Below are 22,032 nucleotides of genomic sequence, written 5' to 3' on the forward strand. Positions count from 1 at the left end.
GTAAAACTAAGTGAGATTTGATTTTCTAAATTGCAATGCTGTAGGCAATTTTTCTTCTTTTTTAAGAGACCAATACAGATAGGCAATACTGAGAATTAACACCAGACTGGTAAAAATAGAACCTTCTGCTCCAAAAGCCCCACCCGAAAGCCAATCAACACTAGATTTCGTATTATAGGCAAAGACGGAAGCTTCTGCTCCCTGACCGCTGACCTGAATACCATAAATATTACCTTGAACAAAATTCCAAGCCCCGTGGATACCAGCCAGACCCCACATATTGTCCGTTTTTAGCATGTAAAAACAAGCGAAAATACCATCAAGAATAATGTTGATAATCGAAAGAAGCGTTACACCGGGATTCAATAAATGGAGAGCACCAAATAGACCAGCAGAAATTAAGATACCGACTAAAATATTTGACTTGGCAGTAACTGTAGGAAATAGCCAACCACGCGTCACCAATTCTTCTGTTCCTCCTTGTAAAATCCAAAACGGAATCAAGGCGATGATAAAGAGCAAGGGCTCCAAACTAAGATGGTTGAGTTCTAACCTACCTAGACCTGTCAGCAAAAGCAAGACAACTATGAGAGAAAACTGTGCCGCTCCAATCAAAAATCCTTTTGTTAGTTCTTTAAACCAATTTTCCTTAAAAAAACCAAGACTTGAAAAAGGTCTTTTTTCAACGCATTTCACCCAAAGAAAGAGAGCCAAAGAAATAAAGGAAAAGAGGAAGAGTTGGATGAAAATCATATAATGTGATATCAGTTCTTGTATCATTACAAAGCCCGCCCCAGAATGAACAAGGCCAAGCACAAGACCCAGCAGTATCGAAATTGGAACCAATGCAAGCCCACCGACAATTTCACCTCCATAAACAAAAACAATCGAGAGGATAACGGCCAACCAAATAGGCGGAATGTAACGGGACTGTTTCACATTATCAAGCATACGAGATTTAAACATAAAATTCCCTTTCTATTTTTTATTATTATATCATATTTATTTTACGCAAATCAAAAAAGAAATTTTCGTCCATGTTATAAAATCTAACATAAAAATGCGAAATATTTGCCTTTCGAAGATATTTCTGGTATAATTTAAAAATATTCTTTAAAGGAGAGACTCATGAAGAAAAAAATTATAACTTTTTTGTTAGCTTTACTACCACTCTTTGCAGTAACAGCCATTCATGCCGATACAATCAAAGTGGTATCTGATACAGCTTACGCACCTTTTGAATTTAAAGATTCCGATCAAACTTATAAAGGTATTGATGTAGATATCATCAATAAAGTTGCTGAACTAAAAGGTTGGGACATCAATATGACTTTCCCTGGATTTGATGCAGCAGTCAATGCTGTTCAATCTGGTCAGGCAGATGCTATCATGGCTGGAATGACAAAAACTAAAGACCGTGAAAAAGTCTTCACCATGTCTGATACTTATTATGATACAAAAGTTGTCATCGCAACGACTAAAGCCAATACAATCAGTAGTTATTCACAATTAAAAGGAAAAACTGTTGGGGTTAAAAACGGAACTGCCTCTCAACGCTTTCTAGAAAAAATCAAAAACAAATACAAATTTACTATCAAAACATTTGACACAACTGATTTGACTTACAACAGCTTGAATTCTGGTTCAATTGACGCAATGATGGACGACCAACCAGTCATTGAGTATGCTATTAAACAAGGCCAAAATTTAAAAATCTCTATAAAAGGAGAAGCTGTTGGTAGTTTTGCTTTTGGTGTCAAAAAGGGAAGCAAGTATGAATATCTGGTAACAGAATTTAACGAAGCGCTTGCTCAAATGAAAAAAGATGGTTCTCTTGAGAAAATTATCACAAAATGGACAAGTTCTACAGCCACGAAAACAACTAGTTCTACTCCAGAAACCACTACTCCTGCTGGTCAAAAAGCTACTCCCGTAAAATCAACATATACCATTGCGAGTGACTCTTCCTTTGCACCATTCGTTTTTCAGGATAGTAATAACAAATATACTGGGATTGACATGGATTTGATAAAAGCTATCGCCAAAGACCAAGGTTTCACGATTGAAATTACAAATCCCGGATTTGATGCCGCTTTAAATGCTGTACAATCTGGACAAGCTGACGGAATGATTGCAGGGATGTCTGTGACAGACGCTCGTAAAGAAACCTTTGATTTCTCAGAGCCTTATTACACAGCAAACGCAATCCTTGCTGTCAAAGGATCAAGTACAATTGCTTCTTATAAAGACTTGAAAGGTAAAACAATCGGGGTTAAAAACGGAACTGCTTCACAAACTTTCTTAACAAAAAATCAAAGTAAATATGATTACAAAATCAAAACATTCGCTGATGCTTCTTCAATGTATGATAGCTTAAACTCTAGCTCTGTGGATGCCGTTATGGATGACGAACCTGTTGTTAAATACTCCATTAGCCAAGGCCAAAAACTGAAAACACCAATCAAAGGAACTCCTATTGGAGATACTGCTTTTGCCGTAAAAAAGGGTAGTAATCCTGAATTGATCCAAATGTTTAATAATGGTTTAGCAAATATCAAGAAAAATGGTCAGTATCAAAAAATTCTTGATAAGTATTTAAAAAAATCAAACTCAAATACTGGCTCTTCAGACAGTACAGTTGATGAAACAACCATTTGGGGGCTCCTCCAAAATAACTACAAGCAATTGTTAAGTGGTCTTGGAATTACTTTGGCACTCGCGCTTCTGTCATTTGCAATCGCTATGGTCATCGGAATCATCTTTGGTATGTTTAGCGTGAGTCCCGTCAAAGCCCTCCGCATTATCTCAGAAATCTTCGTGGATGTCATTCGTGGAATCCCGCTTATGATTCTCGCAGCCTTTATCTTCTGGGGCATTCCAAATCTCATTGAATCAATGACAGGGCACCAAAGTCCGATTAACGATTTTGTGGCTGGTACAATTGCTCTTTCTCTCAACGCTGGCGCTTATATTGCAGAAATCGTCCGTGGTGGAATTCAAGCTGTTCCAGCTGGACAAATGGAAGCCAGTCGAAGTCTTGGTATTTCTTACTCAAAAACCATGAGAAAGATTATTTTGCCGCAAGCGACAAAAATCATGTTACCAAACTTCGTCAATCAGTTTGTTATCGCTTTGAAAGATACTACAATCGTCTCTGCTATCGGTCTCGTCGAACTTTTCCAAACGGGTAAAATCATCATTGCTCGTAACTATCAAAGCTTCAAAATGTATGCTATCCTAGCAGTCTTTTACTTGATTATCATCACTCTTTTAACGAGACTTGCAAAACGCTTAGAAAAGAGGATTAAATAATGGCTAAATTAAAAATTGCTGTCAATGATTTACATAAATACTACGGAGAAAATGAAGTTCTAAAAGGAATCACAACCAAATTCTATGAAGGGGATGTCGTTTGTATCATCGGACCTTCAGGTTCGGGAAAATCAACCTTTCTTCGCAGTCTCAACCTGCTGGAAGAAGTTACAAGTGGATCTATTACCGTGGACGGTTTCGACTTAACCGATAAAAAAACAGATGTCGACTTAGTTCGTGAAAATATTGGTATGGTTTTCCAACACTTCAATCTCTTCCCTCACATGACAGTTTTGGAAAATATCACCTTTGCTCCTGTCGAGCACAAGCGAATGACACAAGCTGAAGCAGATAAACTTGGTATGGAATTATTAGAAAAAGTCGGTCTCTCTGATAAAGCTGATGCCATGCCAGATAGCCTCTCAGGTGGACAAAAACAACGTGTTGCAATTGCACGGGGACTTGCTATGAATCCTGATATTATGCTCTTTGACGAACCTACTTCTGCTCTTGATCCCGAAATGGTTGGAGATGTTCTCAATGTTATGAAAGAATTGGCCAAGCAAGGCATGACTATGATTATCGTAACTCATGAAATGGGATTTGCTCGCCAAGTGGCAAACCGTGTTATCTTTACGGCTGACGGAGAGTTTTTAGAAGACGGTAAACCCGACCAAATCTTTGATAATCCGCAGCACCCACGCCTCAAAGACTTCCTAGATAAAGTCTTGAACGTGTAATATGACTTCGAGTCTGGTACAAAAATGTTCCAGACTCGTTTACTTTTTAGAAGAAAACTTAATAACACAACAGTTGCACTTTCATTACATTTATTCTTAGTGACAAACTTTTATCTCGTACTCTTTTGACATTTTATATCTTTTTTGCTACACTAAAATCAGTAAAATTCGGAGGTAAGGAGTCTATGTACAAGAAATCTATTGCTTAAAGGAAACTTTATCTAGTAGATTTTTTGTTATGCTCTTGCCTATTTTTCATAAAAGAAATTTTTTTCAAACTTCTCAATGATAATCTATTCGTTGCAAACTACTCCGTTTTGCAATGTTTGTTGGCAATCCAAAAACAAGAACAGCTCTACTAGGTAAATAGGGCTGTTTTTCTTAGCTCTAAAATGACAATGAACATCATAAGGAGATATATATGCTACAAATTCGACATTTAACTATTACCCATTTAAAAGATTTGAAAGACTTAGTCAATGATTTATCACTTACTGTCAATGCAGGCGATAAAGTCGGTATTATCGGAGAAGAAGGGAATGGAAAATCTACTCTTCTCAAGCTACTTATGAATGACACACTTGTTTCAGACTATGTTAGTTATAGGGGAGGGATTCAGAAAAGCTATAATTGTTATGCTTATTTGCCGCAAACTTTACCTGAAAATGAAAGAAGGCTCTCCCTCAACGACTACTTCTTTGGCGATTTGGACATAGACTTAGATTACAGCAAACTTTACCGCTTTGCCCAAGAATTACATTTTGATAGCGAACGTTTTACTAGTCAGCAAACATTAGCGACTCTATCTGGCGGTGAAACATTAAAAGTACAGCTTTTAAAAATCCTCTCTACAAATTGGGACATTCTCTTTTTAGATGAGCCCTCCAATGATTTAGACACAAACACTCTGATTTGGCTGGAAAATTTTCTTCAAAATACACCTCAAACAGTTATGTTTGTTTCACATGATGAAAGTCTTTTAAGTCATGCAGCAACAAAAATCGTGCATTTGGAATTGGTTAAGAAAAAGCAAGAAGCTAGAACAACTGTTAGGAATCTTGATTATGAAAATTACAGCCAGCAAAGACAGACCTCATTTGAAAAGCAAACTAAAGACGCAAAAAAAGAACGAGAAGAATATCAAAAAGCAATGGCAAAACACCAGCGAGTCAAACAAAGTGTGGAGCATGTCTTGCGTCATACTTATGACAGCACAGCTGGTAGATTACTAGCCAAAAAAATGAAAAATATTCTCTCACAAGAAAAACGTTTTAATCGAGAAGCCACTAAAATGACAGAGTTACCAACACAGGCAGATGCTATCAATCTACAATTTTCTACTATTACTCCTCTGCCATCTACAAAAAGAGTAGTCACTCTCAAACAGATGTATTTGAAGGTAGAGGAACGCACCTTAGCCAAAAATATAAATTTTGAACTCTTAGGGCAGGAAAAGATTGGGATTATTGGTGAAAATGGTGTCGGAAAATCTACTTTTATCAAAGAACTTCGAAATCTATTGCAAAAGAAAAAAGGCATTACGCTAGGGTATATGCCTCAAATCTATCCTGATAGTTTAAACGAAGTCGATTCTCCAATAGATTTTCTAACATCCACAGGAGAAGCTATTGAGCGAGAAAAAATCCTCACCCACCTAGCCAGTCTGCAATTCACGCGTAATGAAGTGCAACATTCTATTTCCCAGCTATCTGGTGGACAAAAAGCTAAATTACTGCTTCTAAAAATGGTATTAGATCAAGCAAATGTCTTGATATTAGACGAGCCAACACGTAACTTTTCTCCTACTTCGCAGCCACAAGTACGAAAACTTTTTACAGATTATAACGGCGCTGTCATTACCATTTCACACGACCGCACCTTTCTCAAAGAAGTTTGTCAGAAAATCTACCGCTTGACTAAGACAGGAATAGAGCTAGTCAGCAAAGAACAGCTATAAGTTTGTTCTACTAGTCAATCTTAAACAGCCAAACTTCCTTGAGCTGTCTGCATTTGGTAATAAACGCCTTTTGCTTGCATCAGCTCTTGATAACTGCCATATTCCACAATATCTCCGTCAACCAACACTAAAATGATATCTGCATTCTGAATGGTAGACAAGCGATGAGCAATGATCAAACTGGTTCGCCCTACCATGAGCTTATTAAAAGCCTCTTGAATGAGTACTTCAGTCCGCGTATCAATAGAGGAGGTTGCTTCATCCAAAATCAGGATTTTAGGAACCGCTAGAAAAACACGCGCAATGGTCAATAGCTGGCGTTGTCCTTGTGACAAAGAATCTCCTGCATCTGCTAGATAAGTATCATAGCCATGCGGCAATTGCTGGATAAAGAAATGAGCATTAGCAGCTTTAGCTGCTGCAATTACTTCTTCTCGGCTAGACTCTGGTCGCCCAAAAGCAATATTTTCATGAATCGTCGCTGTCTTCAGCCATGTTTCTTGTAAAACCATACCAAACTGCTGGCGAAATGAGACTCTGGTATAATCTGTAATATCTCTATCGTCTAACTTAATCTTACCCGCATCTACATTATAAAAACGCATGAGGAGATTGATTAAAGTGGATTTTCCAGAACCAGTTGGTCCAACAATAGCAACTTTGCTTCCTGCTGGAACGGTCATGTTTAAATCGTGAATCAAAGGTTTATCTTTTTCATAACCAAAACGGACGTGCTCAAAACAAATCGCACCCCGTACTGCTTCACTCGTGAGTTCTTCTTTTCCAGTTTCTACAACTTCTTTTTCATCTAAAATCATGTACAAGCGCTCTGCACAAGCAAGGGCGCTTTGTAATTCAGCCATAACAGACGAAATATCGTTGAAAGGCTTGGTGTATTGGTTGACATAATTTAAGAATGTCACTAATTGTCCAACTGTGAAACTAGAGCCGTTAATGATACGAACCGCACCAAATCCAACAACAATAGCATAAATAAGAGCATTCACGAAGCGAGTCGCTGGATTGACAGTAGAGCAATAAAAGATAGCATCCTGAGAATAATCTGCATAGCTCTCATTGCCTTTTGTAAAATCCGTAATGAATTGCTCTTGGGCATTAAAACTTTGAATCAAACTTTCTTGAGAGAGACTTTCTTCAATGAGCTGTGTCTGAAGCCCTCGTGTCGTCGTTTGTTTTTGAAACAGCTTGTAGCTTTTACGGGCTATAAAACGTGCAATCAGCATAGATAAGGGAGTTAAAAGAAAGACTAACATCATCATGAAAAAGTCAATCCTTGCCATTGTCACAATCGTTACAAGAATAGTTAACACGCCTACAAAAAACTGATTGAAAACCATGATCAGACCATTAATTAACTGCTCCACATCCGTCGTCAAGCGACTCACTAAATCACCACTCCCTTGACAATCAAGATAAGCTAAGGGAAGTCGATGAATTTTTTGAATAACTGCGTCCCGAAGTTTCTGACTATAACTATAAATCAACTGATTATAGATTAAAGGATTGAGCCATTGAATCGCTGTATTGGCAACAATCACCATCCCCATTTTCGAGAGAATTGGCAGCAAATGCTGACTTGCATCGGAAAGTAAAACACTATCAACTGCATTTCCAATCAAAATCGGCAAATAAATGGTCAAGGCAACCTGAACAATCGTTCCAATTGTAGCTAGTAGGAAAAGCCAGCGCTGCTGCAATAAATCACTTGCAAGGCGTTTTAAACTACTTTTAGAATACCTCATTTTCATGCTTTTCCTCCTTACTATGTTGTGAGAGATGAATTTCTCGATAAATAGCGCTCGTTTGAAGCAAATCTTCATGTGCACCAAGAGCGACCTGATGACCTTTATCCAAGACAAGTATCTGATCAGCTGCACACAAGCTATTGGTTCGCTGTGAAATTAAAATCAAACTCGTGTTCTTTAACTGCTCTTTGATAGCTTGCAATAGTTTAGCTTCTGTTAAATAATCAAGTGCCGAAGTGGAATCATCCAGCACCAGAAAAGGTGCTTTTTGTAAAATAGCGCGCGCAATTGTCAACCGTTGGCGTTGACCACCGGAAAAATTCCGACCAAAAGCTTCTACTACTGCATCTAGCTGACCTTCTTTTTCCTGTACAAAGTCACTAGCCTGCGCAATATCAAGAGCCCACCAAAGTTGTTCATCCGTCACCTTGTCTTCCAAACCCAGCAATAAATTCGAGCGAATAGTTCCACGGAACAATTCTGCTTTTTGTGGCACCAAACTCATCCAAGTGCGCCACTCTTCAAGGTTTCTAGGACTTCGGCCATTTTTGAAAATAACCAACTGACCAGCATCAATCGTATACAAGTGCGCCAAGAGTTGCACCAAAGTTGATTTTCCTGAGCCTGTTCCGCCAATCACTCCCAAAGTCTGACCAGATAGTACGTCAAACGAAATATTTTCCAAGGCTGGACTAGCAGCTTGTGGATAGGTAAAGGTAACATTTTCAGCAGAAATAGACTGAGCACCAATAGAATGCCGTATTGGCAGTTCTGCTAGTACATCTTCCTCTTCCTGTTCAAAGACCTCTTGAATTCGTCCAGCGCTGATGTAACTTTGATTCAAAGAAGTGACGAGCATAGCTAATTTCAACAGTTCTATCAAAATTTGCAAAAGGTAATTGACTAAAGCGACTAATTTCCCTTGCGTCAGCAAATCCTGTCCAATAGCTAGATTCCCATGCCAAATAACCATGACCAAAGTGCTATTTACCACTAAAAAAGTCAACGGGCTAATCAAGCTAGACCAAACTCCTGTTTTTATCTGCCAGGTCTTATAGATTTCGTTGGTATCTCTAAACTCATGGATTTCTTTATTTGTTTGCCCAAAGGCACGGATAACACGCATACCTTGCAGTTGTTGGCGTGTCATATTGACAATTTTATCTGTAATCTGGCGAATTTTAGCGTACAGCGGATTTACCAAGCGTGACATGATATAGATAATACCCGTTAGGATGACAACCATGAGTAAGAACCACAGTGTAATACTTGGACTAATCAAAAATGCCATGATAATCGAGCCAAAAACAATAATCGGCGCGCGCAAAAAAAGACGAAGAAATTGATTGATACCGGTCTGAATTTGATAAGTATCACTTGTTAAACGAGTGACCAGACTAGATGTCGTCAAGCTATCTCGACTAGCTTTTGGCAAACGCATGATTTTTTGATATAAATCTTTAGTTAATTGACGTGTAAAACCTACCGCTGCTTTTGAGGAATAATATTGAGCAATAATCGCCACAACAACACCAAACGATGCAAGGACAACCAATAAAAAGATCATAGCATAAAGATGCGCACTGTCTTTTTTAGGGATTGTTTGGTCCACAATTGTTGCAATCAAAATTGGCACCAATAGTTCAAAACTAGCTTCTAACAATTTAAAAAGCGGACCCAACAAGGATTCCTTGATATAGCCCTTAAAATATTTCAATAAATCTTTCATGAAATCTCTTTTCTCATACAAAACTAGTTCTATTTTATCATATTTATCATAATCTAGCCTTCTCTGTGATTTGTTGGCGGATACAATTATTTTTATAGGAGAATTTTTGCTAGATGAATTCCAGATAAAAAGGAGAAGAACAATTTCGTTCTCTCCTACTAAATTTCTTTCAAATAAAATATTTATTGATGACGATTTGCCCAAGCAACATCCAAATCTAACACTTCTTGTGTTGTGTATTGTTGGCGATAAGGATTGTAGACTTTGTTAGTTGTTGCAACATTGGTTGCTTGCACATTTGGTACATCATATTGTGTCAAATTATATTGTTGAATCAAATTGTTCAACTTAACATTATAGCTTGTATCCGTTGCATAGACACCTGTTAAAGCAGCAGTTGCATTCATATAGCTGGTCGTATTACTCTTCCAAGCATAAGTGTAGCGGCTATGTTTTAAAATCGTCACATAGTCTTGTAAAGATTCAACATAACTTGGATAGGATCTAAATTCTGCATTGACATTATAAGTATTTCCTTGCCCATCATCTTCTAGTGTAGCCATTGTTGCTGATTGCCCAGCATATTGTCCTTTGATGCCAAATAAATTATGATGAGGAGCGGCTGATAAAGCAGAACGTCCAGAATTGCTTTCCAGAATGGCCTGTGCGATCATAATCGAAGCATATAAATCATTTTCTTGTCCCAATTGACGAGCAGTTTCACCAATTTGTGAAATGAACACCTCTGTTTGAGTTAACGGACGTTGGTAAGTCTCATCATTGGCACTAGCTGGGTGAACTTGCTTGGACAAAACTGCACTAACCAATAAAGCGGCGACCGCCAAAGCTAGAACTGTTAAAATTCTTTTTTTCAATTTTTTCTTTCTCATAGCTTATTCTCCAGTATAATATATTTTGATTATAACATAAAATTTCCAGCCCTTAGTTACAATTTGGTGACAGATTCATTATAAAAAACAGAGAAAATGTGTACTGACCCCCAAGAGTTAGATTTTTCTTGTCCAACTTTTGGGGGTCAGTACAATGATTCTCAGTTTTTTATTCAATTCCTAAATTTTTTCCAAAATCGCATCCCAAGCTGCATCTAAACCATCTTTATCAACAGATGAAAAAACAATAAAATCATCATTTTTATCAAAATCCAACTTTTTCTTAATGACTGATTCGTGCTTGTTCCATTTGCCGCGTGGAATTTTGTCAGCTTTCGTGGCTACGACAATGACTGGTATTTCATAATATTTAAGAAATTCGTACATTTGTACATCGTCTGCACTTGGCTCATGCCGAAAGTCCACTAGACTGACAACTGCTCTGAGATTTTCCCTGCTCGTCAGATATTCCTCAATCATCTTGCCCCACTTCGCTCGTTCTGTCTTAGAAACTTTAGCATAGCCATATCCTGGGACATCCACAAAACGAAGTTTGTCATCAATATTGAAGAAATTCAGCAATTGCGTTTTTCCTGGCTTGCCAGAAGTTCGAGCTAGATTTTTTCGATTTAACAATGTATTGATAAAGGAAGATTTACCAACATTTGATCGTCCAGCAAGAGCGATTTCAGGAATCTCATCTTGGGGATAATGAGATTTATTTGCTGCACTTAGCAAAATTTCTGCATTGTGTGTGTTAATTTCCATTGCACACCTCTTTATGCTGTTTCTAAAATCGGCTTATCCGTTCCATCAACTGCTTCCTTGGTAATCCGTACCAGCTTCACATTTTCTTGACTTGGAACTTCAAACATAACATCCATCATAGTTTCCTCAATGATTGAACGTAATCCACGCGCACCTGTCTTGCGTTCAATGGCCTTGTTAGCAATTTCCTGAAGAGCATCATCATCAAACTCTAGTTTAACATCGTCATAAGAAAGGAGAGTCTGATATTGCTTCACTAAAGCATTCTTTGGTTCGCGCAGGATTCGCACCAAATCATCAACTGTCAAAGGCTCAAGCGCTGCAAACACAGGCAAACGACCAATCAATTCCGGAATCAAACCAAATTTTTGAATATCTTCAGAGATGATTTCTTGCATATAAGAACCAGTTTCATCAATGGCTTTATTATTTTGACCAAAACCGATAATTTTTTCGCCTAGACGTTGTTTGACAATTTCTTCAATACTGTCAAATGCACCACCAACGATAAAGAGAATATTCTTGGTATCTACTTGAATCATTTCTTGTTGAGGGTGCTTGCGACCGCCTTGCGGAGGTACGCTGGCTACAGTTCCTTCAATAATCTTGAGGAGCGCTTGCTGAACGCCTTCACCAGACACATCGCGAGTAATAGACACGTTTTCGCTTTTCTTCGCAATTTTGTCAATCTCATCTACATAGATGATACCACGTTCTGCACGCTCAATATTGAAATCTGCTGCTTGCAAGAGTTTCAAGAGAATATTTTCAACATCTTCTCCGACATACCCAGCTTCTGTCAAAGCTGTCGCATCTGCAATCGCAAAAGGAACATTCAGACTTTTCGCCAAGGTTTGAGCAAGAAAAGTCTTACCAGAACCAGTTGGCCCAATCATAAGAATATTGGATTTTTGTAATTCGACATCATCCTCTTCTTCACGATTATCGTGAAAATTGATACGTTTATAGTGATTGTATACAGCAACAGCCAATGCTCGCTTAGCACGGTCTTGCCCAATCACATAATGATTCAAAATATTGAGTAGTTCTTGCGGTTTTGGCACTTCTGACAAGTCCGCTAGTACTTCTTCTGCTAGTTCCTCTCTGATGATTTCTTGCGCTAATTCCACGCATTCATTACAAATAAAGGCATTATTTCCTGCGATAATTTTTTGGACTTCTTCTTGGCTTTTACCACAAAAAGAGCAATAAACCATCATTTCATTCGTACGATTTGTAGGCATTTTTCACTCCAATTCTATTCGTTGTTTATTCTATTTTCTCATTTAAATAAGGTCATATAAAAAGCATGAATACTATTCACCAAATTTGTAAAAGCATTCAGCCAAAAGAGCACTGACAATCCATACCGTTTTTTACGAAAAGCTTGCGTTGCCGCCATAACACAAACGACACATAAAAGAGCCGTAAAAAATCCGAAAATACTACGTTCCATTACGACTCCTTTCTCTGAAAGGTTGTGACAGTAAAGTCATACTCATTCTTTTCATCTTTGGCATGAAACTGATGAGACAGATCCTGAAATTTCGTCATATTAAAATCTTTCGGGAAATAGGTATCTCCTTGTAAACGAGCATGAATACGGGTAATAACTAATTCATCTATTAAGGGCTCGAACGCAGAAAAAATCTGACCGCCGCCAATAATATAAAGAGTTTTTTCCTGAGTCTCATACCATTTCATGACAGAATCAACATCATGAAACACTAGAACTTTCTCATTCTCTGCTTGATATGATTTGTCTCTCGTCAAAATAATTGTCGTGCGATTGGGTAATACTCTGCGGTTCATCCCATCAAATGTCACTCGCCCCATTAAAATAGCCTGTCCAGTTGTCATTTCTTTAAAATGCTTGAGATCAGCTGGTAAATGCCAGGGCAATGTGTTGTCTCGCCCAATCAAGCCATTCTCATCTTGCGCCCAAATAGCTACAATTTTCTTTGTCATTTCCTAATCCTTTGAATTGATATTTCTATTTTATCAAATTTTACAAAAAAAGGCTGACTTTAACTATCAAATCAATACTAATTTATATTGCACAAGAAATCCGTTCTTTTATGATGTCTTGTGAAAATAGTTAGATACAGCCCTTTATTTTTTAGATTTTGAAAATCTGAAAATCAATTCATTCTCAAATGGCTAAATCAAATTTCAACTGTGGCTTAACAGGGATATAATCAACTAATTCAAAATCTTCTGCTTTAATGTCAAAAAAGTTGGTTCCGTCTGGAACATTTAAAACCAAGCGTGGCGTACAGTTAGTTGGTTCACGTTGAAGTAATTCTTCAGCCTGTTCAAATTGATTATCATAAATGTGCAAATTATTGACAAAATAAAAGAATTTACCAACTTTCCAGCCAAAATGCTTGGCAATCATCATTTGCAATGCTACATACTGCATGGCATTGATGTGATGAGCTACCAGCATATCATTTGAGCGTTGTGTCAGAGTTGCATCCAGATAAATGTCACCGTCTACACGACGTACATCAAACATGGTCTGAAAGGCACACGGTAGTAGACCTTCTGTTTCTTCAAATGCTTCATAATCCCAAAGTGAGATAATATTTCGTCGATTCCAAGGATTGATTTCTAGCTGTTTCAAGATTTTATTGATAATATCATGTTTCTTAACAACAGCGCCATAGCGCAAGCCAATCGTGCGAGTATCTCCTACTTCCCAATCATTCCAATAATGAACATTGTACTTTTCTTCTAAAATATCTAAGCTATTGGATTGGTCTTGGTAAATCCAGAGCACCTCTTTGATAGCTGACTTGATAGCAATCGGCCGAAGCGTTGTAATAGGAAATTCTCCCTTGCTCAAGTCGTATTCAGCAAAAGAACCTGTAATATACTTAGAGTTAGCCACTTTCCCGTTTTTATAACGAGGGCGTGCATTTTCAGAAAAAACACCTTCAGTCAAGATTTTTCGAATATTTTCTTTAAAAATAGTATCTGCTTTTGTCATGATTTCCCTTTTCTAATATTACTTTTTCTAGTATAACACAAAATAAAAATCTCCTACAAGTCAAAACCTTGCAAGAGAACATGCTTTAATATCGAATTTTTTGAGCTCCATAAATCGAATGCTGACGATGTAGAGAAAACGCCACCGAACACACTATGAAAAAATAGGGGAAATTAGTAAAGCCAAATACTTCACAGCCAATTAAAATCGGACCTAAGAAAGTAGAGGTCGCACTTCCGAAAACTGCAGCATAGCCTAGCGCCGCAACCAAGCTAACTGGAAGACCAAATAAACCTGCCAGTAGAACGCCTAGACTTGCCCCAATTGCAAAAAGCGGTGTTACTTCTCCACCTTGAAAACCTGCTGATAAAGTCAAAACTGTTAGAAGTAATTTGAAGAGCCAATCATATACATAGACGGGCTGACCAGCAAAACTAGCTGCAATCAAATTTGTTCCAAGCCCTGAGTAGCGACCTTTATCTAACAGCAGAAAGACAATACTTAAAAATATTCCCATAACGACAATCCGTTTGTAGGAATTTGGAAAAATAATTGCTGCTTTCTTTTTGCTCCATGAGAGAGCATAAGCAAATAAATTGCCGCAAAGTCCAAATAGAACTCCAAGAAACACTAATTTGATAAGAAGCGTCGGTGACAATACCAGATGCACAGAAATTGGTTGTACAAACTTTTCAAGCCCTAACGCATGCGATGTCCAAGAAGCAACAAAGGAAGCAATCATTGCAGGATACAGAGCCGTCAGTTGCATGGTTCCTACAACCAAGACTTCCATTGCAAACAAAATTGCCGCCAGCGGTGTTTGAAACAGTCCAGCAAAACCAGCAGCCATTCCTGCGACTAAAAAGATTTTTGAAGTGTTGGGGATAGAAAATTTCTTGCCAAACCAATGAGAAACTGTTGCTCCTAATTGTACTGCTACTCCTTCTCGACCAGCTGAGCCACCAAAAAGGTGCGTCATCCAAGTTGTAAATATAACCAAAGGAATCAAGCGCTTTGGGATATGTTCCTCTACACCATGTCCTACATCAAAAATCAAGGTCATCCCTTTGCTACTGCTTCCACCATACTTTTGATAAAGAAATACAATTCCTAATCCCGCAACAGCTAAAAAAGGAATCAAATAGAGTGGATACATAAAACGAATATCGCTTAAAAAGATAAGGGTTCGCCCAAATATCACATCAATAATCCCAACTACTAGACCTATAAAAATGGATAACACTGTAATAGCCACTGCTCGCTTTCCACTATCAAGCCATTCTATATCACGCGAATGTTTCATTTTAACTTCCTTTATTATTTGACGTGTTGGTCTTGATAAGCACGCGAATGTTTCAAAATATCAGAAAAAGTCTGAACAATAGTTTCTTTGTACTGTTTTTCATGTACACTATTTGCAACTTTCTCTAGAATAACTTGTTCACGTTGGATATCCAAGACAGCTTTTCCAGTCTGACGTTTATAAAGAGCAACTTGACTCACCAAAGCCATTCTTTTTTCTAGTAAGGCAGTCAAATCTGCATCTATTTGATCGATTTCTTTTCTAATTTCTACTAAATCCATAATTTCCTCCTAATTACTTTCTATCTTAACAAAATTTTTCACAATATGCTAGTAATCGTCAGATTTTGAATCTCAGTCCTAATTTTCTCAATTTTAGCAGAAAAATAACACTCAAATTGAGACAAGTTCAAATAAAGCTTATTCTTTCAGAGCTAAGCAGCTTCTAACCTTCTACTTTGCTTCTACTCGCCCTAAAATCCGGCTTGACAATCCCTTTCCTTCTGTGGTAATTTTGAAAAATAAGGGGGAACGATGTTAGATTACTATTTGGAAAAAGTTATTTTAAACAAGGCAGAAGTGTTACAAATTTTGCTGGAATTTCAAACTTTAGAGATTGAGCAGATAAACACAAATTACCAGTTTTAGTGAGAAAAACATTTATCAATACTTGGCAGAGCTGAAGGAAGAATTTCAAGATTTGTTCTGTTTGCGAGTCATTAGACGTACGGTTCATTTGGATATTTATACAAAGCTCAATCCGCTAGTCTGTTTTCATCGGATTTATCAAGGTTCTATTTTTCTTCGTCTTTTGTGTTATTTCTTGCGGGAAGAAAAAGAAAGTTTTGCCTGTTTTATCCAAAAAGAATATCTCTCACGAGCTACGGGTTATCGGCTCTGCGATAAGTGTTTGGATTTTCTAAAAGGAATTAGACTTTCTTTAGACAAATACCAAGTGATTGGGCCAGAATACCGCATTCGATTTCTGATTGCTTTGTTGGAGTACAAGTTTGGCATTCATCTGTATGCGATCACAGAGAAAGAATTAGAGATTGTTTTTGACTTGATTAGCGCTTCCAACGCTCACCTCTCTATAGAAGCTTTTGAGGAAGCTACAGAAGAAAGTCGCTTCTTTTGCATTTTAATGGTTTTAATGTGGAAACGAAAGGATTTTGCAGCGGATATTCCGGAATCTCCTGAACTGACTCGGCTCAAAACACTATTTGTCTATCCAAAACTGTTGTCCTTGACCAAGAACATCATGGAATCTGCGTTAGAAATAACATTTACTCAAGCAGACTATGATTATCTCTTTCTAGCTTATTGTACGGACTCCCAATCCTTTTTTCAAAGACAAATGGTCCGATGAAGACCAGCGTTTAGCGGTTGATATGGTGACCAATCAAGGGATTTTGCTTCCATTTATTCAGAAATTGCAACACTTGTTTGGCGAGGAGATGACGAATTCTCAGACCTTTCGCATTGTCATACTTTTCTTTCTGAAGCCTTTTTTCTGCAATTTGCAAAGCTTGGTGCCTAATTCCTACATTTTTCAATACGACCATCGGGGTCTGTGCGACCCACTTTATCGGATTTTAAAGGTGCTTGTGAGAGAATGGATGCAAGAGATGGGCTTAACAGTCGAGGTTTACAAGTACCACATTTATCATGTGAGCATTCAGCTACGAGAGCTGATTTATTCCCGCATGGCTCCTATTCCGCTTTACATTTTTACGAGTAACAATGCGGATTTGACAACTTTAAAGAATGCCTTCTCCATGCATATTCCACCTGCTATTGCACGAATATCTGGTGTTGACTTTTTGAATACCTCCTTGGATTTGCAGACGCACGAGGAAACAAGCATTATCGTATCCGACCAGCACCTTTCGACTTATCTCGAAGCCTTATTTCCAGAGGCAGAACACATTCTCATCAACTTTTCTATGAACTTTTATGACATTCATTACCAGCATATCTATGAAGCTATTTATAAACTGAGAGAAGCGGTATCGGGAGTATGTCAAGGGCTTGGAGAAGTTGATGTAGAACAAATCAAAATCGTTAAAATCCGGAAAATGGTTATCTGTACAGTGCCTGAAAGTCAAAAAATACTTTTCTTCAGTTAAAAGCAATAAAGCCTGAAAAAGTTCCTTTAGGTAACAATTTTCAGGCTATTTTTTATCTAAAAATCTCAATTGAACAGCCTTTTCAGGAAATTCAAAATAAAATTTTATTATTGTTTTGAGACAGACTCCTGCTCATTAGACGAAGTTGTCTTTTCAGCTGTTGATTTTGTTTCATTTTCAGCCCCTTTCAAGTCTGACGGAACTTATTCTTTCTCAGAATTGTTTACCTTATTTCCTTCTTCATCTAATCCTTTCCTCGAATCCGGCTGCACTTTTTCTTCTTTTTTAGTCTCAGAACCCTTGTCTATTGAGTCAGCAGTTCGTTCCTCTACTGGAGACGATTTAGCTTCACTAGTATCTACTTTCTTTGCAGTACCTTCTTTTTTAGAAACCTCTTTTTCTTCTTTCTTTTCCTCTCTCAATGGATTGTTTTCAATGCTTTCTCCCTTAACGGCTGGGAAATGCTGAGCCAATGCTTTTGGAATTCGATTTTCATTTAACTCCAGTTCTAACTTTGGAATAAAATTATGACTAAGATCAATATAGGTAATGGTATTGTTAGGGGTACTAATCGCCACGCTTGTGATCTTATTCTTAGATACATCTAAATTTTCAAGTGCTTTAAATTGATTCACACCTTCCAAATTCTTCAAGGCATTGCCGCTTAAACTCAATTCCTTCAAAGATGATTGAGCTCCAGAGGTATTTAAGCTCTGAATTTGATCTTGAGCTGCTGTAAAGCTGGTCAGATTCTTTGCTGCTTCAATCCCTGCCAACGAAGTCAGGCGATTACCACTCATTGTAATACTTGTCAAAGCAGGATTGTTTTTCAAGAAATTCAAATTTTGAATATTTGACTCATTCACTGTCAGTTCTGCAAGCGCTGAGGTTTTCAAACTATTGATATCCAAGTTAGGATTATTTGACAAGAACAGACGTGTTAGGTGCGCTTTTTGAGCCAATGCTGATACATCTTGGAGTTGATTGTGCTCCAGACTAACCGCTTGTAAATTTGAAAGATTTGACAGAGCTGAAATATCTGAAATTTCATTATAGTCCAAATTTAAGGATTCTAAATTCTTCAACTGAGCCAGCGGACGAATGTCTTTAATTTTGGTAAAACCAATTCCTAGCACTTCAATATTTGGCATCAAATTAAGACCTTTACGTTCCAGCGGATCTTTTCATTGCCCAATATTTAGGTATTTCACCGTTGCCAACCAGGCTTTCATCTTTTCCAAGTCCGTTTCATTTGACGGAAATTCTGTATCCGCAGTTGCATGTAAAATATCTTCGATAATCTCATCATCAAATCCTAAGGCTTTCAATGTTGCCATGCCTACCTTATCATGAGCATGCGGATCACCGTGTGGATCGAATGGTTTGGTCGTATCAATGTCACTAATTAAAGTTGAATGTTTGTGATCGCCATGTGGATAAACAAAAGCCTTCCCTTTTTCATTGTCAATCACTTGGATCAAACTTTCATCAATTCCCAACTGTTATGCCAGATAGGTCTTTTTCTTAGTGATTTCTTCATTTTCTTTTGAAGAATCTTGTGCTGGAGTGGACGGAGTTTGACCTTTTCGAGCATAGTAAGCGTCCTCAGCAGCTTTTTTATACTCTGCTGGGATTAAATATTCCCATTTGGACTGAATGAGTTGTTCATAAGAGATAACGTGCGTATGACCGTTATGGTTCACTAATAAGCCATAGGATTTCTTTTCTTGAATCCCTGTTCCATCAAATAAAAATCCATCACTTGTCGGATAATCTATACCAGCAAACTGATGTTTGTTTGAACCTGGATGTTGCGGATTAACAGGTGGATTTGTGTAATTTGGCTACGCAGCGGCGGTTGACGGAGCTTGACCATTTTTCGGAATCAAATAAGCCCATTTGCTGTTTTTTAAATCGGAATAAAAAATAAAGTGTGTGTGACCATCATGGTCTAAAATCAAACCGTCACTTGTTCTAGCCTTAATCTGTGATTCACTTGTGAATAGAAAACTATCATCTGTCGGCTTATCTACACCTGGTACTTGACCTTTTTTAGCGTTAGAATGTTTCTTTTTCACTCCTTGTTTCGCCGTCACCTTATCCCTGCTTTTTGACGACGAGTTAGAATAGCAAGCAGTCAGTAAAAGATTGCAAGATAAAGCAATTCCCGCCAATGCCCAAAGCTTCTTATATTTCATATAGCTCCCCTTTTATTTAACTAGTTAATATTTAACTAGTTAAACATAACACAGAAAACACATCTTGACAAGAAAAAATAAGTCAAATAGAGAGTTTTTAGCAAAATATAGAAAAAAACAGACAACATCTGTTTTTTGTAAACTTTAAGAGGGCTGTTTTCGTTTCTGACGTCTTGAAAAAGACATCACTCCATAAAAACTATAACCGGCAAGCAAATAGCCGATAAAGATTTTAAGTGACCATTGCAACACATACGGCCAACCGTACTTTGGAATATTTAAGAAAAAATAAGCAAAAGGACTATCTTTTGCGCCTGGAATAGGCCATTTGATGACTAAACCATTAAACAAGGCAAAAGCCAAATAAATCAAAGGCACACTTGTCCAAACAATCGGGTCAAACCAACGATATTGTGAGCGTTTATCAAACAACAAGGTATCCGCTAAAAACCATAGTGGTACAATGTAATGACAGAGGAAATTTTCCAGTCGATAAAAATCAGTCGCGAGCGGTGCCAACATAAAATGATAAATGACGCATGTAATCATGATACACATGGTCACTCCGCTTTTTAATCGAAACAGCGACTGCGTTTGCCAGCGATGTTCAGAACGCGCCATTAGATAGAGCAAATAGGCCGTAAAAGCTGTGACAATCATGTTAGATAAAACTGTGTAGTACATCAGCATTCCTAAGCCACCATGCTTTATGATTTCAAGGTAGACTCCTATAAATCCTAACATAAACAATACCATGCGGCTATAAAAAATCACATTTCGCTTCATCACCAACCTCAGATTTTCTTGACAAACTCCGATTTGAGCTTCATCGCACCAAAACCATCAATCTTGCAGTCAATATTGTGGTCTCCTTCTACAATCCGAATATTTTTCACACGCGTCCCTTGTTTCAAATCCTTTGGAGCACCTTTGACCTTTAAATCTTTGATGAGAGTGACGGTATCTCCGTCCGCAAGCTGATTCCCATTTGCATCAATTGCTCTGATACGCTCTTCTTCAACGACTTCTGTCGGATTCCATTCGTAGGCACATTCAGGGCAAACTAACAGCAAACCGTCTTCGTAAACATATTCTGAGTTGCATTGTGGACAATTTGGTAATTGATTCATACTTCTCCTTCACTAATCTCTAGACATCACACCTAGAATTTATCATGCTTTTCTATTTTACTATAAGATAAAAAATTTGACAAATGAGATAAAATGACTAATTTTTAAAAGACTTTTTGACTCAATACTTAATGAAAATTACAAGATTTAACGACCTTCACTTCTATCTGCTAGTACCTTGAGCAATCAACTACCATGTTGTTGATTTATTGCGCCATACACTTTGAAGTTGGAGATTTTTACAAAGTATAAAAAATCATTTGATTTTCTATTATAAATTTTTTTGATGTCATAAAATGCTTCAATCATTGCAAACCATCTATGTCATTTGCCTAGTTCCTGAGTGCGTTTATAAGACGCAGCAACGGCTTTGATAATGTTCCCTCTGAAAGCATCTTCTTCAAGACTTGCTACTCCCGCAATCGTTGAGCCTGCTGGGCTGCAAACCTGATCTTTGAGAACAGCAGGGTGTTGACCACTTTCTTTGGCTAATGCTGCTGCTCCTAAAAGGGTCTGATTTGCTAATTGCAGAGCTAAGTCTCGTGGTAAGCCAGTTTGTACTCCTGCGTCAGCTAATGCTTCTAAAAAAAGATACACAAAAGCAGGACCACAGCCTGCCACAGCAGTAGCGGCATCTAATTGCTGCTCCTTTAAATGAACCAGCAAACCGGCAGAATCCAATAGTTCACACAACAAGTCTTCATCCTGCTCTGTTGCTTTATCTGATAAAACATAGCTGATAACACCGTCACCAACTGCAACAGGCGTATTGGGCATTATCCGGATCAACCGATGTTGTGTAGGAACAAGAGCTTCTAACTGCTGCAAGGTCAAGCCGGCAGCCATAGAAATCAGTAAAACAGAGCTGCGTTTTTCCAAAATAGCATGGTACTCTTGCAACAAATCCGCAAATTGGGCGGGTTTAACACCTAAGAAAATAACATCTGCTTGCTCAAAGACGACTTCGTTCGTGACAGGTTCGCCACCCACTTCATTCGCGATCTGTTTTGCTTTTTCTGGGCTTCGATTTGCTAGTAGAGCTTGATGATTTTTTTGCCTCGCCACTACACGCGCTAAGCTCCCTCCCATATTTCCTAAGCCGATAAATCCAATTTTCAT

Annotated in this window: 24 protein-coding genes; 5 read left to right on the forward strand and 19 right to left on the reverse strand. The window is 37.9% G+C overall.

Features of this window, described 5'->3' with window-relative positions; translation table 11 throughout:
* Positions 1 to 6 precede the first annotated feature (6 nt).
* Positions 7 to 966 (reverse strand): CPBP family intramembrane glutamic endopeptidase, encoded by a 960-nt coding sequence (locus HMPREF2574_RS01520; RefSeq protein WP_070812106.1) that lies wholly within the window; start codon positions 964 to 966, stop codon positions 7 to 9.
* 162 nt (positions 967 to 1,128) lie between these two features.
* Here HMPREF2574_RS01520 and HMPREF2574_RS01525 point away from each other — a divergent pair, with 162 nt between their 5' ends.
* The 3 genes from HMPREF2574_RS01525 to HMPREF2574_RS01535 all read left to right on the forward strand — a co-directional run bounded on the left by HMPREF2574_RS01525 (position 1,129) and on the right by HMPREF2574_RS01535 (position 6,009).
* Complete coding sequence (locus HMPREF2574_RS01525; RefSeq protein WP_024052274.1) at positions 1,129 to 3,312, forward strand: ABC transporter substrate-binding protein/permease; 2,184 nt, start codon at positions 1,129 to 1,131, stop codon at positions 3,310 to 3,312.
* Positions 3,312 to 4,052: an amino acid ABC transporter ATP-binding protein gene (locus tag HMPREF2574_RS01530; protein ID WP_070241651.1), complete on the forward strand. Its 741-nt coding sequence runs from the start codon at positions 3,312 to 3,314 to the stop codon at positions 4,050 to 4,052. Before HMPREF2574_RS01525 ends, HMPREF2574_RS01530 begins: the two co-directional genes overlap by 1 nt.
* Positions 4,053 to 4,473: 421 nt before the next feature.
* A complete protein-coding gene (locus HMPREF2574_RS01535) occupies positions 4,474 to 6,009 on the forward strand; it encodes an ATP-binding cassette domain-containing protein (protein ID WP_070812107.1) in 1,536 nt (511 codons plus the stop codon).
* Positions 6,010 to 6,029: 20 nt separating this feature from the next.
* Here HMPREF2574_RS01535 and HMPREF2574_RS01540 read toward each other — a convergent pair whose 3' ends face one another.
* From HMPREF2574_RS01540 to HMPREF2574_RS01580, 10 genes are all read right to left on the reverse strand, one after another.
* A complete protein-coding gene (locus HMPREF2574_RS01540; RefSeq protein WP_070812108.1) occupies positions 6,030 to 7,778 on the reverse strand; it encodes an ABC transporter ATP-binding protein in 1,749 nt (582 codons plus the stop codon).
* Entirely contained in the window at positions 7,759 to 9,504 is a 1,746-nt protein-coding gene (locus tag HMPREF2574_RS01545; RefSeq protein ID WP_070812109.1) for an ABC transporter ATP-binding protein, read from the reverse strand. The genes HMPREF2574_RS01540 and HMPREF2574_RS01545 overlap by 20 nt, the downstream gene beginning before the upstream one ends.
* Positions 9,505 to 9,686: 182 nt before the next feature.
* Positions 9,687 to 10,394 (reverse strand): glucosaminidase domain-containing protein, encoded by a 708-nt coding sequence (locus HMPREF2574_RS01550; protein ID WP_003024892.1) that lies wholly within the window; start codon positions 10,392 to 10,394, stop codon positions 9,687 to 9,689.
* A gap of 180 nt (positions 10,395 to 10,574) precedes the next feature.
* Positions 10,575 to 11,162: a ribosome biogenesis GTP-binding protein YihA/YsxC gene (gene yihA, locus HMPREF2574_RS01555; protein WP_003024895.1), complete on the reverse strand. Its 588-nt coding sequence runs from the start codon at positions 11,160 to 11,162 to the stop codon at positions 10,575 to 10,577.
* 11 nt (positions 11,163 to 11,173) lie between these two features.
* Complete coding sequence (clpX, locus tag HMPREF2574_RS01560) at positions 11,174 to 12,406, reverse strand: ATP-dependent Clp protease ATP-binding subunit ClpX (RefSeq protein ID WP_024052280.1); 1,233 nt, start codon at positions 12,404 to 12,406, stop codon at positions 11,174 to 11,176.
* A 38-nt stretch (positions 12,407 to 12,444) separates the two neighbouring features.
* Positions 12,445 to 12,618, reverse strand: coding sequence for a hypothetical protein (locus tag HMPREF2574_RS10360; protein ID WP_003024903.1), 174 nt, complete (start codon positions 12,616 to 12,618; stop codon positions 12,445 to 12,447).
* Entirely contained in the window at positions 12,618 to 13,130 is a 513-nt protein-coding gene (locus HMPREF2574_RS01565) for a dihydrofolate reductase (protein ID WP_070812110.1), read from the reverse strand. The genes HMPREF2574_RS10360 and HMPREF2574_RS01565 overlap by 1 nt, the downstream gene beginning before the upstream one ends.
* Before the next feature lie 184 nt (positions 13,131 to 13,314).
* Entirely contained in the window at positions 13,315 to 14,154 is an 840-nt protein-coding gene (locus HMPREF2574_RS01570) for a thymidylate synthase (protein ID WP_024052282.1), read from the reverse strand.
* Between the two features lie 85 nt (positions 14,155 to 14,239).
* Positions 14,240 to 15,457, reverse strand: a complete 1,218-nt coding sequence (locus HMPREF2574_RS01575) for a voltage-gated chloride channel family protein (RefSeq protein ID WP_070812111.1) — start codon at positions 15,455 to 15,457, stop codon at positions 14,240 to 14,242.
* A gap of 14 nt (positions 15,458 to 15,471) precedes the next feature.
* A complete protein-coding gene (locus HMPREF2574_RS01580) occupies positions 15,472 to 15,738 on the reverse strand; it encodes a chorismate mutase (protein ID WP_024052284.1) in 267 nt (88 codons plus the stop codon).
* A gap of 388 nt (positions 15,739 to 16,126) precedes the next feature.
* On the opposite strand from HMPREF2574_RS01580, the gene HMPREF2574_RS10705 reads away from it, so the two are divergent.
* On the forward strand, positions 16,127 to 16,825 hold the full coding sequence (locus HMPREF2574_RS10705; RefSeq protein WP_224784187.1) for a helix-turn-helix domain-containing protein: 699 nt from the start codon (positions 16,127 to 16,129) through the stop codon (positions 16,823 to 16,825).
* Positions 16,826 to 16,835: 10 nt separating this feature from the next.
* On the opposite strand, the gene HMPREF2574_RS10710 is transcribed toward HMPREF2574_RS10705, so the two are convergent.
* The gene (locus HMPREF2574_RS10710; RefSeq protein WP_191620755.1) at positions 16,836 to 17,021 is read right to left on the reverse strand and encodes a hypothetical protein; all 186 of its coding nucleotides are present in this window, start codon (positions 17,019 to 17,021) and stop codon (positions 16,836 to 16,838) included.
* A 42-nt stretch (positions 17,022 to 17,063) separates the two neighbouring features.
* Between HMPREF2574_RS10710 and HMPREF2574_RS10715 the strand changes: the two genes are divergently transcribed.
* On the forward strand, positions 17,064 to 17,585 hold the full coding sequence (locus HMPREF2574_RS10715) for a hypothetical protein (protein WP_257374114.1): 522 nt from the start codon (positions 17,064 to 17,066) through the stop codon (positions 17,583 to 17,585).
* A 203-nt stretch (positions 17,586 to 17,788) separates the two neighbouring features.
* On the opposite strand, the gene HMPREF2574_RS10720 is transcribed toward HMPREF2574_RS10715, so the two are convergent.
* From HMPREF2574_RS10720 to proC, 7 genes are all read right to left on the reverse strand, one after another.
* The gene (locus HMPREF2574_RS10720) at positions 17,789 to 18,736 is read right to left on the reverse strand and encodes a leucine-rich repeat domain-containing protein (protein ID WP_257374115.1); all 948 of its coding nucleotides are present in this window, start codon (positions 18,734 to 18,736) and stop codon (positions 17,789 to 17,791) included.
* 33 nt (positions 18,737 to 18,769) lie between these two features.
* Positions 18,770 to 19,084: a hypothetical protein gene (locus HMPREF2574_RS10725; RefSeq protein ID WP_024052290.1), complete on the reverse strand. Its 315-nt coding sequence runs from the start codon at positions 19,082 to 19,084 to the stop codon at positions 18,770 to 18,772.
* Between the two features lie 3 nt (positions 19,085 to 19,087).
* Positions 19,088 to 19,363: a pneumococcal-type histidine triad protein gene (locus HMPREF2574_RS10730; RefSeq protein WP_224783683.1), complete on the reverse strand. Its 276-nt coding sequence runs from the start codon at positions 19,361 to 19,363 to the stop codon at positions 19,088 to 19,090.
* 66 nt (positions 19,364 to 19,429) lie between these two features.
* Complete coding sequence (locus tag HMPREF2574_RS10735) at positions 19,430 to 19,783, reverse strand: pneumococcal-type histidine triad protein (RefSeq protein WP_224783953.1); 354 nt, start codon at positions 19,781 to 19,783, stop codon at positions 19,430 to 19,432.
* Positions 19,784 to 19,927: 144 nt separating this feature from the next.
* The gene (locus HMPREF2574_RS01595) at positions 19,928 to 20,569 is read right to left on the reverse strand and encodes a Pr6Pr family membrane protein (protein ID WP_070812112.1); all 642 of its coding nucleotides are present in this window, start codon (positions 20,567 to 20,569) and stop codon (positions 19,928 to 19,930) included.
* 8 nt (positions 20,570 to 20,577) lie between these two features.
* Entirely contained in the window at positions 20,578 to 20,913 is a 336-nt protein-coding gene (locus HMPREF2574_RS01600; protein WP_003032271.1) for a zinc ribbon domain-containing protein YjdM, read from the reverse strand.
* 324 nt (positions 20,914 to 21,237) lie between these two features.
* On the reverse strand, positions 21,238 to 22,032 hold the full coding sequence (gene proC / locus HMPREF2574_RS01605; protein WP_024052294.1) for a pyrroline-5-carboxylate reductase: 795 nt from the start codon (positions 22,030 to 22,032) through the stop codon (positions 21,238 to 21,240).

Origin of the sequence: Streptococcus sp. HMSC034E12 (assembly GCF_001835915.1) — a bacterium.
Taxonomy (GTDB): domain Bacteria; phylum Bacillota; class Bacilli; order Lactobacillales; family Streptococcaceae; genus Streptococcus; species Streptococcus vaginalis.

Coding starts and splice junctions, on each gene's coding strand:
- HMPREF2574_RS01520 (WP_070812106.1), bottom strand. CDS start 966: ATGTTTAAATCTCGTATGCTTGATAATGTGAAACAGTCCCGTTACATT.
- HMPREF2574_RS01525 (WP_024052274.1), top strand. CDS start 1,129: ATGAAGAAAAAAATTATAACTTTTTTGTTAGCTTTACTACCACTCTTT.
- HMPREF2574_RS01530 (WP_070241651.1), top strand. CDS start 3,312: ATGGCTAAATTAAAAATTGCTGTCAATGATTTACATAAATACTACGGA.
- HMPREF2574_RS01535 (WP_070812107.1), top strand. CDS start 4,474: ATGCTACAAATTCGACATTTAACTATTACCCATTTAAAAGATTTGAAA.
- HMPREF2574_RS01540 (WP_070812108.1), bottom strand. CDS start 7,778: ATGAAAATGAGGTATTCTAAAAGTAGTTTAAAACGCCTTGCAAGTGAT.
- HMPREF2574_RS01545 (WP_070812109.1), bottom strand. CDS start 9,504: ATGAAAGATTTATTGAAATATTTTAAGGGCTATATCAAGGAATCCTTG.
- HMPREF2574_RS01550 (WP_003024892.1), bottom strand. CDS start 10,394: ATGAGAAAGAAAAAATTGAAAAAAAGAATTTTAACAGTTCTAGCTTTG.
- yihA (WP_003024895.1), bottom strand. CDS start 11,162: ATGGAAATTAACACACACAATGCAGAAATTTTGCTAAGTGCAGCAAAT.
- clpX (WP_024052280.1), bottom strand. CDS start 12,406: ATGCCTACAAATCGTACGAATGAAATGATGGTTTATTGCTCTTTTTGT.
- HMPREF2574_RS10360 (WP_003024903.1), bottom strand. CDS start 12,618: ATGGAACGTAGTATTTTCGGATTTTTTACGGCTCTTTTATGTGTCGTT.
- HMPREF2574_RS01565 (WP_070812110.1), bottom strand. CDS start 13,130: ATGACAAAGAAAATTGTAGCTATTTGGGCGCAAGATGAGAATGGCTTG.
- HMPREF2574_RS01570 (WP_024052282.1), bottom strand. CDS start 14,154: ATGACAAAAGCAGATACTATTTTTAAAGAAAATATTCGAAAAATCTTG.
- HMPREF2574_RS01575 (WP_070812111.1), bottom strand. CDS start 15,457: ATGAAACATTCGCGTGATATAGAATGGCTTGATAGTGGAAAGCGAGCA.
- HMPREF2574_RS01580 (WP_024052284.1), bottom strand. CDS start 15,738: ATGGATTTAGTAGAAATTAGAAAAGAAATCGATCAAATAGATGCAGAT.
- HMPREF2574_RS10710 (WP_191620755.1), bottom strand. CDS start 17,021: ATGGTCGTATTGAAAAATGTAGGAATTAGGCACCAAGCTTTGCAAATT.
- HMPREF2574_RS10720 (WP_257374115.1), bottom strand. CDS start 18,736: ATGCCAAATATTGAAGTGCTAGGAATTGGTTTTACCAAAATTAAAGAC.
- HMPREF2574_RS10735 (WP_224783953.1), bottom strand. CDS start 19,783: ATGAAATATAAGAAGCTTTGGGCATTGGCGGGAATTGCTTTATCTTGC.
- HMPREF2574_RS01595 (WP_070812112.1), bottom strand. CDS start 20,569: ATGAAGCGAAATGTGATTTTTTATAGCCGCATGGTATTGTTTATGTTA.
- HMPREF2574_RS01600 (WP_003032271.1), bottom strand. CDS start 20,913: ATGAATCAATTACCAAATTGTCCACAATGCAACTCAGAATATGTTTAC.
- proC (WP_024052294.1), bottom strand. CDS start 22,032: ATGAAAATTGGATTTATCGGCTTAGGAAATATGGGAGGGAGCTTAGCG.